11 protein-coding genes are annotated in these 11,539 nt (G+C 67.4%); 7 read left to right on the forward strand and 4 right to left on the reverse strand.

The features are described 5' to 3' along the window. A partial coding sequence (locus B3446_RS07995; protein ID WP_291379546.1) for a chloride channel protein occupies positions 1 to 447 on the reverse strand: 447 nt, incomplete at its 3' end. A 295-nt stretch (positions 448 to 742) separates the two neighbouring features. Between B3446_RS07995 and B3446_RS08000 the strand changes: the two genes are divergently transcribed. The 3 genes from B3446_RS08000 to B3446_RS08010 are packed head-to-tail and all read left to right on the forward strand — an operon-like array spanning position 743 to position 2,624. After that, a complete protein-coding gene (locus tag B3446_RS08000; RefSeq protein ID WP_175123795.1) occupies positions 743 to 1,420 on the forward strand; it encodes a CsgG/HfaB family protein in 678 nt (225 codons plus the stop codon). An 11-nt stretch (positions 1,421 to 1,431) separates the two neighbouring features. After that, positions 1,432 to 1,968 carry a DUF4810 domain-containing protein gene (locus B3446_RS08005; RefSeq protein WP_191576394.1) on the forward strand — a complete coding sequence of 179 codons (537 nt, stop codon included), beginning with the start codon at positions 1,432 to 1,434 and terminating at the stop codon, positions 1,966 to 1,968. Then, positions 1,968 to 2,624, forward strand: coding sequence for a DUF799 domain-containing protein (locus B3446_RS08010; protein ID WP_291379550.1), 657 nt, complete (start codon positions 1,968 to 1,970; stop codon positions 2,622 to 2,624). Before B3446_RS08005 ends, B3446_RS08010 begins: the two co-directional genes overlap by 1 nt. Positions 2,625 to 2,697: 73 nt before the next feature. Here the strand turns inward: B3446_RS08010 and B3446_RS08015 are convergent, their stop codons facing one another. Beyond that, on the reverse strand, positions 2,698 to 3,807 hold the full coding sequence (locus B3446_RS08015; protein ID WP_291379552.1) for an alkene reductase: 1,110 nt from the start codon (positions 3,805 to 3,807) through the stop codon (positions 2,698 to 2,700). 48 nt (positions 3,808 to 3,855) lie between these two features. Continuing rightward, complete coding sequence (gene dkgB / locus B3446_RS08020) at positions 3,856 to 4,659, reverse strand: 2,5-didehydrogluconate reductase DkgB (protein WP_291379554.1); 804 nt, start codon at positions 4,657 to 4,659, stop codon at positions 3,856 to 3,858. A 122-nt stretch (positions 4,660 to 4,781) separates the two neighbouring features. Here dkgB and B3446_RS08025 point away from each other — a divergent pair, with 122 nt between their 5' ends. Next, positions 4,782 to 5,684, forward strand: a complete 903-nt coding sequence (locus B3446_RS08025) for a LysR substrate-binding domain-containing protein (RefSeq protein WP_191576398.1) — start codon at positions 4,782 to 4,784, stop codon at positions 5,682 to 5,684. A gap of 97 nt (positions 5,685 to 5,781) precedes the next feature. Next, positions 5,782 to 6,693 carry a DUF4261 domain-containing protein gene (locus B3446_RS08030; protein WP_291379557.1) on the forward strand — a complete coding sequence of 304 codons (912 nt, stop codon included), beginning with the start codon at positions 5,782 to 5,784 and terminating at the stop codon, positions 6,691 to 6,693. Between the two features lie 91 nt (positions 6,694 to 6,784). Here the strand turns inward: B3446_RS08030 and B3446_RS08035 are convergent, their stop codons facing one another. After that, positions 6,785 to 9,478, reverse strand: a complete 2,694-nt coding sequence (locus B3446_RS08035) for a LuxR C-terminal-related transcriptional regulator (RefSeq protein WP_291379559.1) — start codon at positions 9,476 to 9,478, stop codon at positions 6,785 to 6,787. A gap of 180 nt (positions 9,479 to 9,658) precedes the next feature. Between B3446_RS08035 and B3446_RS08040 the strand changes: the two genes are divergently transcribed. Both B3446_RS08040 and B3446_RS08045 read left to right on the forward strand, forming a co-directional pair. Next, a complete protein-coding gene (locus B3446_RS08040; protein WP_175185624.1) occupies positions 9,659 to 10,885 on the forward strand; it encodes an ABC transporter substrate-binding protein in 1,227 nt (408 codons plus the stop codon). Then, positions 10,882 to 11,539: alcohol dehydrogenase catalytic domain-containing protein (locus tag B3446_RS08045; protein WP_291379563.1), on the forward strand; the 658-nt coding region annotated here is incomplete at its 3' end. The genes B3446_RS08040 and B3446_RS08045, both read left to right, overlap by 4 nt.

Here is an 11,539-nt window from a genome sequence, read left to right on the forward strand (position 1 = left end):
CAGCCGGCCGCCCGCCAGCGCGCCGACTTCGCGCGGCGCCACCTCGCGTCCCAGCGGCGAGCCCAGGCCCACCGTGATGATCTGCAGGATGGCGTGCGCCATCGTTGTCGTCGGGGGCATGGCTTGCGTGGGGTCTGACACCGCCTTCTTGACGCTGACCAGGGGGCGGCCATAACGATAGATCAGCCACCATCCGCCGCCGGCCGCCAGGCCGCACAGCACCAGCGCCAGCACGCGGCGCGGGCCGCTGGCGGCCTGCACGCCTTCAAGAAAGGATTCGTGGCTGATGATGTGGCCGCCGCCGTAACCGTACGCCAGGTGCTGGACGGCATGCAGCAGCATGCCGAGCAGCATGCCCCCCAGACCGGCGAACAGGCCTGTCAGGACTACCGCCAGGAGAAACCGCGGGCGCAGCCAGGAGGGATCATCGGGCGTTGGATCGTTCATACCAGGAGGGGCTCCCGTCGTTGGCGCGCTGACCGAAGGGCCGTGCAAAGGCTGGTGCGCGCTGCGATGAGGCAGTGTATGGCCCGGCGCCGCCGCGCTGGTCGTCTGGCGCCCGAAAACCATACTTATTGGTTAGGCGGTAATCCGCAGTTTCCTTGTTGAGCGTCAAAAAGGACCGGAATTTGGGCTTTATTTCAAATAGTATCCAAGTGATTCAGTACATATACTCCGGGTTCAATTCAATGGACGGATGCCGCCCGCCGCAAACGGCGCCAGGAGCGGACTGGAGAAAAAGATGTTGAACAAGGTTGTAAAGATCGGGGCATTGGCCTTGCTGTCGACGGTCGTGGCAGGTTGCGCTACCGAGCGTTCCCAAGCCGTCGCCGTGCCGGCCGTCGCGGCGGCCAGCAAGCCGTACGCGGGCGTGCGCAGCCCCATTTCCGTCGGCAAGTTCGACAACCGCACCAATTACCTGCGCGGCGTGTTCTCGGACGGCGTGGACCGCCTGGGCGGCCAGGCCAAGACGATCCTGGTCAGCCACCTGCAGCGCAGCGGCCGCTTCCAGGTGATGGACCGCGACAACCTGTCCGAGATCGCCCAGGAGGCCGCGTTCAACAAGAAGGCCGCCCAGATCAAGGGCGCGCGCTACGTCGTCACGGGCGACGTGACGGCCTTCGGCCGCAAGGTCACCGGCGACCAGCAACTGTTCGGCATCCTGGGCCGGGGCAAGGAACAGGTGGCCTACGCCAAGGTCGACCTGAACGTGGTGGATGCCACGACCTCGGAAGTGGTCTATTCCGCATCCGGCGCCGGCGAATACAGCCTGTCCAACCGCGAAGTCGTGGGCTTTGGCGGCACCGCCGGCTACGACTCCACGCTGAACGGCAAGGTGCTGGATCTGGCCATCCGTGAAGCCGTGGACCGCCTGGTCGACGGCATCGAACAGGGCGCCTGGCAGCCCGCCCGCAACTGACGGAGGCCGGGATGACCATTCATACCCACCAACCCCGCACGGGCGCCGCGCGCGCGGGCCGCGCGCTGGCAATCGCCGCCCTTGCCGGCGTGCTGTCGGCCTGCGTGCAGCAGCCCAAGTCCATGTATAGCTGGCAGTCCTATCAGGGCTCGGTCTATTCCTACCTGAAGGACGATGGCGGCGATTACGCGACCCAGACGCTCGCCATGGAACAGAACATCGAGACGGCGCGCGCGTCCAACGCCGAACTGCCGCCCGGTTTCCGTGCGCATCTGGGCATGCTCTACATGAAGATGGGCGACGGCGACAAGGGCGTCGAGCAGATGCAGGGCGAGAAGGCGGCCTTCCCGGAAGCCGCGCCGTTCATGGACTTCCTGCTGCGCAACGCGGGTAAGCCGCAGACGGTTGCCGCGCAGGGCGCGGGCACGGTGGCCGCAGGGGCGCCTGCCGCAGGGTCGCCTGCCGCAGGATCGCCTGCCGCAGTCAAACCCGCTGCCGCCGCGCCGGCCGCACCCGCCGAGGCCGGCACGTTGAAGAAGGGATCGTGATGATGAACCAACTCATGCGCGCCGGCCTCGTGGCCATCGTGGCGCTCCTGACCGGCTGCGTGGCGCCGCCCAAAAACAACGTCGACTACACCGCGTTTCGCGAAAGCAAGCCGGCGTCGATCCTGGTGCTGCCGCCGCTGAACACGTCGGTGGACGTGGCGGCCACCGCGGCCGTGCTGTCGCAGGCCACGCGTCCGCTCGCTGAATCCGGCTACTACGTGATTCCGGTTGGCGTCATGGAAGAAACGTTCAAGCAGAACGGCCTGACTTCGCCCGACGACATCCACGAGCTGCCCGCCGTGAAGCTGCGCGAGATCTTCGGCGCCGATGCGGCGCTGTACATGACGGTCAAGCAGTACGGCGCCAGCTACGCCGTCCTGGCCAGCACCGTTACGGTCTCGATCGACGCTGAACTGCTCGACCTGCGCAACGGCGCCAAGCTCTGGAGCGGCTCCAAGCAGGTGGTGCATGCCAACAACAACAGCAACGGCGGCCTGATCGGCATGCTGGTGCAGGCGGTGGTGGATCAGGTGGTCAACAACCTGACGGACCGCAGCTACAGCGTGGCCGGCATGACGAACGCGCAGCTGCTCAGCGCCGGCACGCCTGGTGGCATGCTGTACGGGCCGCGCTCGCCGCGCTACGACGCCCAGTAAACCGGCCGGATGACGGCTTACCGCCCGCGCGCCAATTCTGGCGCGCGGGCGGCTTCGTTTGGGGCGTGTGGATTTACCGCGCCCCGAACACCGGATAGTCCGTCAGCCCGCGCGCATCGCCGCCGAACAGCGTGTTCCTGTCGTGCTCGGCCAGCGGTTCGTCGTTGCGCAGGCGGTCGGGCAGGTCCGGGTTCGCCACGAACGGCCGGCCGAAGGCGATCAGATCCGCCCAGCCTGCTTGCAGCGCATCGCGTGCGCGCTCGGCCGTGTACTTGCCGGCGTAGATCAGCACGCCGGGATACACGCGGCGCAGCGCCTGCTTGAAGGACAGCGGCATGTCGGGGGCGTCGTCCCAGTCGGCTTCGGCGATGTGGATGTAGCCCACGCCGATCTCGCCCAGCCGCTTGGCGGCCGCGGTGTACGTGGCGACGGGGTCCGCATCCACGCAGCCGTTCAGCGTCGTGAGCGGCGCCAGACGGATGCCGACGCGGGCCGGGTCGCCCAGGGTTTCGACCAGCGCGCGCGCCACCTCGTCCAGGAAGCGGATGCGGTTTTCCAGCGAGCCGCCGTACGCGTCGGTGCGGTTGTTGGCCTCTGAATCCAGGAACTGGTTGACCAGATAGCCGTTGGCCGCGTGCAGCTCCACACCGTCAAACCCGGCCGCGATCGCGTTGCGCGCGGCCTGGCGGTATTCCTCGACGATGCCCTGGATCTCCGTCGCCGTCAGTGCGCGCGGCGCCGAGGCCTGCACGAAGTTCGGACTGCCGTCGTCGTTCTGAATGAAGACATTGACGCCCTCTGCCTGAATCGCAGAGGACGATACCGGCGCCTGCCCGCCGAGCAGGCTGGTGTGGCTTAGCCGGCCCACGTGCCAGAGCTGCGCGTAGATGCGGCCGCCGGCGGCGTGGACGGCGTCGGTCACGCCGCGCCAGCCGGCCACCTGGGCGGGGGTGCACAGACCGGGGGTGCCGGCATAGCCCTTGCCCATCGGCGAGATGTACGTGCCTTCGCTGACGATGAGGCCGGCACCCGCGCGCTGCGCGTAATAACGCGCCATCAGCGCATTGGCGCAGTCGCCCGGCTGCGTGGCGCGCGAGCGCGTCATCGGCGGCATGACGATGCAGTTGGGCAGCGTCAGGCCGCCCAGCGCCAGGGGTTGAAACAGCGGATCAGTCGTGTGCATGGTCGGGTTCCATTCGGTTCAGTCCCATTCGGTTCAGTCGCTTCCGGATCAGTCCCACGCCGCGGCCAACCCTTCCGGGCTGACTTCGCGGCCGTTGCGTTCCAGCGCGGCGATCTGCGCCATGTCGTCGTCCGTCAGGCGCAGGTCCTGGGCGAGCAGGTTGCTGGCCAGGTTCTCGCGCTTGGTCGACGACGGGATCACGGCATAGCCCAGTTGCAGGGCCCAGGCCAGCGCGACCTGCGCGGGCGTGGCTTCGTGGCACTGCGCGATCTGACCGATGACCGGATCCTTGAGCATCTTGCCGTACGCCAGCGTCATGTACGAGGTGACGTGAATGCCCTGTTCCTTCAGGAACGCGGTCAGCGTGCGGTTCTGCAGATAGGGGCTGAGCTCGATCTGGTTGGTGGCGATTGCTTCGCGGCCGACGGCGGCGATGGCGGCGCGCGTTTGGGCGATGGGGAAGTTGGAAATGCCGATCTGGCGCGTCAGGCCTTGCGCCTTGGCGTCGGCCAGCGCGGTCATGAATTCGTCGACGGAAACGCCGTTGTCCGGCGCGGGCCAGTGGATCAGCGTCAGGTCCACATAGTCGGTGCGCAGCTTGGCCAGGCTGTCCTTCAGACTGGGGACGAGCTTGTCCTTCGCGTAATTGGGCACCCAGATCTTGGTAGTGATGAACAGGTCTTCGCGGGCCACGTTGGATTCGGCGATGGCCTGGCCGACGTCGGCTTCGTTCTCGTAGATCTGCGCGGTGTCGATGGCGCGGTAGCCGACGTCCAGCGCGTTGCGCACCGAATCGATGACGGTCTGGCCTTGCAGACGGAAGGTGCCGACGCCAAAGGCGGGGATGCTCATGTAAAACTCCTGGGGGTGTGCGTGGCCGAACGTGCGGTGTTCGGGAATGGACGTAGTGTGCCTGCCGTATCCTTGCGGAAAAATACCGGTATCGGCGAAATACTTTTGATAAAACGTCAAATATGAAAACCACCCTCGACGAAATGCAGGTCTTCATCGCCATCGTGGACAGCGGCTCGATCACTGCCGCCGCGGACGTGCTGGGCCAGACCATCTCCGCCACCAGCCGAACCATGAGCCGGTTGGAAGAAAAGCTGCAGACCACGCTGATGCGGCGCACGACAAGGCGGCTGGCGCTGACCGAAGAAGGCAAGGCCTACCTGGAGCAGGCGCGCCGGATCATCGCGTCGGTCGAGGAGGCCGAAGAGCTGATGAACCTGCGCCGCAACCAGCCCGCGGGCCTTTTGCGCGTGGATGCGGCGTCGCCTTTCATGCTGCACGTCATCGCGCCGCTGGTGCCGGCTTATCGCAAGCGCTATCCGCAGGTGGAGCTGGAACTCACCAGCAACGAAGGCAACATCGACCTCTTGGCGCGGCGCACCGATCTGGCGTTTCGCATCGGGCGTCTGAAGGACTCGTCGCTGCACGCGGTGGCGCTGGGCACCAGCCGGGTGCGCGTGCTGGCCAGCCCGGGCTATCTGGCGCGGCACGGGACGCCGCGGCGCGCAGCGGATCTGGCCTCGCACGTGCTGCTGGGCTTTGCCCAACTGGAACCGCTGAACGAATGGCCGCTGCTGGATGCGGACGGGCAGCCGGTGCATATCAAGCCGCAGGTGCGCGCCCATAGCGGCGAGACGCTGCGCCAGCTTGCGCTGAACGATGGCGGCATCGTGTGCCTGTCCGACTTCATGACGCGCGGCGATCGGGCAAGCGGCGCGTTGCAGCCGCTGTTTGTGAAGCAGCTGCTGGAAGTGCGGCAACCGATCAACGCGGTGTACTACCGGAATACCGCGATCTCGTCGCGCATCAAGTCCTTCATTGATTTCGTGGTCGAGACGGTGGGGACGCGCGGATTCGAGGAATAGCGGGTCCTCGAAGATGTATCCAATGGCGACCTTCATGATGAATGCGCCGAGGTGGTCCTTATACTGTCCCCGTTTTTATTTCGAACCTGGGACACGCATGAGCCTCTTCCCCCGTTTCTTCGGCCGCAAGGAAGCCTCTACCGACGCCGCCAATCCGGCGGATTCCAACGCCCTGCTGGCGAATCCGGACATCGCGCAGCCGTTGAGCCTGCAGGTCCTGTTCGCCGCGCCGCTGGCGATTTCCGAGGCGGCGCTGACCGATGCGCTGCGCGCGTATCACCCGACAATGCAACAGGCCCGCGCCGAAATCGCGCCCGACATGCCGGAATTCCTGGGCATGGTCGGCTGGGACAAGCACGTCGTGCGGCTGGTGGGCTTCAATGCGCCCTACCCCAAGGACGCGCTGGAAACCTGCGTGGCGCCGTCGCACTATCCGGCGACGGTGAAGGACGAGGTCCGCGCGCACGTGAGCCACATCATCCTGTATTACGCGGGCTACGAGACCGATCCGTTGGAGCAGTATGTGGCGATGGCCGCGGTGGCGGGTGCGTTGGCGGGTTTCAAGGCGCTGGCGGTGCTGAACGAGCATGCGCACACGTCGCTGCCGGCCGGCGTGTTTGCCGACGAGTCGCTGGGCGACGAGAGCATGGACCTCCTGCGCACGCTGCCGCTGAACATGCTGTATTGCGGCTTCGTGAAGTACGAAGTGGAAGGCGTGCAGGGCGTGTGGATGCGCACCTATGGCGGCGATGCGTTCGGCCTGCCGGATTTCGCGGCGCTGGCGACGGGACATGACGAGGGCGAGATGTACTCGACCATGTTCAACAACATCATGAGCTACATGCTGGAAAGCGGCGCCGAACTGGCTGCCGGCCACACCATGCAGATCGGCGAGGACGCCTTCATGAAGCTGCGCGAGCCGGCCAAGGAAGAGTATTACCTGGACGGCCCGGGGCAGGTGCTGGTGGCCGAGATCATCTCGGCGGATCAGATCAACACGCCGGAATGAGTCAGGCCCGCGCGGGCCGCGATCGGTTGGGCCGCGGTCGGCCGCGCCGCGCCAGGCCGAGCCGCGTTGGACCGAGTCACCACCGGCTCGGTCACAGCAGGCCCGCGCTGCGGGCCCGCGCCACCGCCTGCGTCCGGCTGTCTGCGCTGAGCTTGACGTTCAGATGGCGCAGATGCGTGCGCACGGTGCTCTCGGAAACGAAGAGCTGCCGCGCGATGGCGCTATTGGAATGACCCTCGGCTAACAGGCGCAGCACGCGCAGCTCCTTGGGCGTAAGGCCTTCCGCGCACGGCGATTCGGCGACCGGCGTGATCGGGGCCGTCGCACATGGGCCGACCTGCGCCAGGTAGCGCTGCCACCACGCACGCGCGCCTTCTGACGCCAACCACGCATTGCCGGCCGTTGACGCGGCATGGCGCTGCAACAGGCCGGCCAGCGCCGCGCCCTCATCCACCAGCACGCGGCACAGGCCTTCGGATTGCGCCGTGTGCAATAGCGGCGCAAGCTGCGCCGCTGCCGCGCCATCGTCCTGCATGCGAGACAGCGCGACCGCGCGAAACAGCTGAAGCTTGTACGCGCGCCGCACGCGCTGGGCGGCCAACGCCTTTGCGATGTCCTGGTCCAGTTCACGCAGCGCGGCGGCGGGATCGCCGTCATACGCCGCGCAACGCAAGCGCCCCAGCCGCGGATACAACAGGTCGTTGGCCGGCAGGCGCAGTGCTTCCACGCGGCGCCACAGATCGGCGTCGTCCGCGCGCAGCAATTCGTCGCGCGCGGCCTGCGGATGACCCTGCATCAGCAGCACGCGCGCGCGCTCGACCCGGGCGCTGGCCGCGATGCGCGGCAGGCCGCGCTGGTGGCCCAGGTATTCCAGTTCGCCCAGCAGGTAGAAGGTCTGTTCGGGATCGCCTTCATAAAACGCCACCCGCGCCTGCATCAGGTAGCCCAGGATCAGATGGTCCGGCAGGCCGACGTCGCGCCCCAGCGGCACATACACCTGCAGCAGCCGCGCAGCCTGCGCAAGGTCGCCGGTCTCATACACCCACGCGGCATACAGCACGCCGGCCCAGGCGTTGCCATTGGCTTGTCCGTAGGCGCCCTTGCGCGTGGCGCGCACCGCCATGCGAAAGCGCGCGCCCGCCTGGCGCATGCGCCCTTCCTGCAGGTCGATGATGCCTTCCACCGCTTCCGAATACATCAGGTTGAACGTGCTGGCGCTGCGGCTTTGCGCGCGCCGCGCGGTGTCCAGCAGCGCGCGCGCCTCGTGGTAGCGGCCCAGCACGGCGCTGACGTTGGCCATGGCGTTGGCCAGCGCGGTGTCGGTGAACGACAGGGCGTCGCCCAGCGAGGCGACGCTGGGCATGCCAGCGGCGTAGGCTTCTTCCTGGCGATCCATCATGGACAACAGCAGCGGCTGCAACGCGCGGACGTGCGCCTGCACCGCGGGATCGGCGCTGCCGGCCAGCTTCAGGTCCGCCATCAAGGCGGACGCCTCGCCGGGACCGCGCGTGAAACAGGTGGCCCATATCTGCATGGCCTGCAAGAGCGGCCGCGTGGCAAGCACGGCGGCGGGAAGCTGGCCCAGCCAGCGCGACAAGAGGCGCATCCGGCCCTCGGCCAGCAGCGGCTCCGCATGGGTCTGCAACAGCGCCAGCGCGCGGCCGAAGTCGCCGCCGTCGATGGCGTGGTCGATGGCGGGCACGGGCCGGCCCTGCGCCTCGTACCAGCGCGACGCCGCCAGATGCAGGTGCGCGATGTCTCCCGGCGCCTGCGCACGCAGTTGCGATTGCAGGTAGCTGGCGAACAGGCTGTGATAGCGGTAATGACGTTCGTCGGTGGCGGTGCGCGAGAGCAGCACGTGGCCGTCTTCCAGCTGATGCAGGAGGTCCGCGCAGTCCAGGTCGGGCACGAGGGCCTGGCACAGCGGCGCGCAGAGCTGCTTGAGAATGCTGGTGCGCAGCAGGAAGCGCCGCAGCGCGGGCGTCTGGCTGGCCAGCACGTCCTGCGCCAGATAGTCGGCCACGGACTGGTCGCTGCCGGAGAACCGTTCGATGAAGGCGGCGGCCGACGGCTGCCGTGCGAGCGAGGCGGACGCCAGGCACAGCGCGGCCGCCCAGCCCTCGGTCTTGCGATGCAGCAGCTCGACCTCGGCAGGCGTCAGCATGGGTTGGCGGCGCGCGAAGAACTGCGTGGCCTCGTCCACTGAAAAGCACAGTTGCGCGGCGTCGATCTCCAGCAGCTGATTGGCCGCGCGCAAGCGGCCCAGCGCCAGTCCGGGCGTGTGCCGCGAGCCGATCAACAGCCGGCCGTGCGCGGGTAGGCGCCCGATCAGGTCCTGCACCAGGTCCAGCACGGCGGGGGCGGTGATGGCTTCGAACTCGTCCAGCACCAGGGCGAACGGCGCCTCGTGCGAGGCCACGGCCTCGACCAGCGCCAGCGCCAGCGTGTCCTCCGAATCGTGGGCGGCGAACGCCGCGCTGGCGTCGCCGGACAGCGCACCCAGTGCCGCCATCAGGCAACGCAAAAAGCGCGAGAGATCGTTGTCGGCGCGGTCCAGCGTCAGCCAGGCGGTGCGCATCGGCGCGCTTTGCAGACGCGCCTGGCATTGCGCCAGCAATGTGGTCTTGCCATAGCCCGCGGGGCCGCGCGCCACCACCACCTTGGGTCCTTCCGGACGGCAGATCGCTTCGCATAGCGCAAGCCGGGCGACGTGATCGCCATGCGCGGCCGGGGCATTGAGCTTGCCGCTGGCCAGCGCGTGTTCCATCGAGAACGAATGACGCATGGGCTGCCTGTTCAGGGACTGCGGTTTGCGGGGATCGTTGCGGGAAAACCCGCGATGCGCGCGAAAAATCGTCGCTTTGGACGAAGGCGAAATCGCGTGCCTACGATACAAAAGGACGCTCCCCGGAGCAATACGCACACCGCCGCAAAGACGGCGTAAACCGATAACGGAGACAAGTCCATGGCAATCCCCAAACTGACGCTCGCGCTGGCGGGCGCGATCCTGGCCGCAAGCGGCGCGCATGCCCAGAACGCGGCGGCTCCCGTGAAGATAGGCATCATGGCCGACATGAGTTCGGCGTACTCGGACATCGGCGGCAAGGGGCTGGTCGAGGCCGCGCGCATGGCGGTGCAGGACTTTGGCGGCTCGGTGCTGGGCAAGCCGATCGAGCTGGTCTTCACGGACGGACAGAACAAGGTGGACGTGGCCAGCGCCGCGGCGCGCCGCTGGTTCGATCAGGACGGGGTGGACATGATTACGGACCTGCCGACGTCCGCGCTGGCGCTGGCGATCAGCGAACTGGGGCGCGAGAAGAAACGCGTCGTCATGGTGACCAGCGCGTCCACGTCCGAACTGACGGGCAAGGCGTGTTCGCCCTACACGGTGCACTGGACCTACGACACTTACGCCCTGGCCAACGGCACCGGTGCGGCCGTCACGGAACAGGGCGGCAAGAACTGGTTCTTCATGACGGCGGACTATTCGTTTGGCTACGCGCTGCAGGGCGATGCGTCGGCGGTGATCGAACGTAACGGCGGCAAGGTGCTGGGCGCGGTGCGCTCGCCGCTGAACACGCCCGACTTCAGCTCGTACCTGTTGCAGGCGCAAAGCTCCAAGGCCGGCATCATCGGGCTGGCGCTGGGCGGCAACGATGTCATCAGCGCGATCAAGCAGGCCGCGGACTTCGGCATCGGCCGGCCGGGCAGTTCGCAGCGGCTGGTGGCGCTGCTGGCCTTCCTGTCCGACGTCAAATCCATCGGTCTGCCGCTGGGCCAGGGGCTGCTCCTGACCGAGGCCTTCTACTGGGACCAGAACGACGCCACGCGCGCATGGTCGCAGCGCTTCCAGGACAAGGTCGGCCGCAAACCCACCATGACGCAGGCCGGCACGTACGGCGCCGTCACGCACTACCTGAACGCGGTCAAGGCGGCGGGCACCAAGGACGCCGACGCCGTTATGGCGAAGATGCGCGAGATGCCGATCAACGACTTCATGACGAAGGACGGCAAGCTGCGCGTGGACGGCCGCGTGGTGCGCGACATGTACCTGTTTGAAGTGAAGAAGCCGGCGGACTCCAAGAGCGAGTGGGACCTGTACAAGCAGGTTGCGGTGATTCCCGGCAACGTGGCTTTCCGTCCGCTCGACAAAGGCGGCTGCGCGCTGGCCAAGTCCGGAGGCGCGGAATGATCAGCTATCAGGTCACGGCGTTTGGCGAACCGCTGACGCGCGCCGAACGCGCGACGCCCGCACCGCAAGGCAGCGAGGTGCTGCTGCGCGTGCTGGCCGCGGGCGTCTGCCACACCGATATCCACACTTGGGAAGGCTCGTACGACCTGGGCGGCAGCAAGCGGCTGAGCATGCAGCAGCGCGGCGTGACGCTGCCGCTGACGCTGGGCCATGAGACCGTGGGCGAAGTCGTTGCCATCGGGCCCGACGTGCCCGAGGACGTGCGGCTGGGGCAGCGTTACCTCGTCTATCCCTGGATCGGCTGCGGCCACTGCAAGGTGTGCCGACGCGGCCGCGAGAACCTGTGCGCCTCTCCGCGCTTTCTGGGCATCTTCCGCCCCGGCGGCTACAGCGATCACATCGTCGTGCCGCACGCGCGCTATCTGGTCGATATCGGCGACCTGCGGCCCGAACAGGCCGCGCCCTATGCATGTTCAGGCCTGACCACGTATAGCGCCATCCGCAAGATCCCGCAGGACGTGCTGGCCGAGGAATCGGTGGTGGTGATCGGCGCGGGCGGGCTGGGGCTGATGGGCGTCACGCTGCTGCGCGCGATGGGCTGCGGCAACGTCGTCGTGGTGGAGCCAGACGGCGCGCGCCGGGGCGCGGCGCTGG

This window comes from Achromobacter sp. UBA5777 (assembly GCF_002418565.1).
Taxonomy (GTDB): domain Bacteria; phylum Pseudomonadota; class Gammaproteobacteria; order Burkholderiales; family Burkholderiaceae_B; genus Achromobacter; species Achromobacter animicus.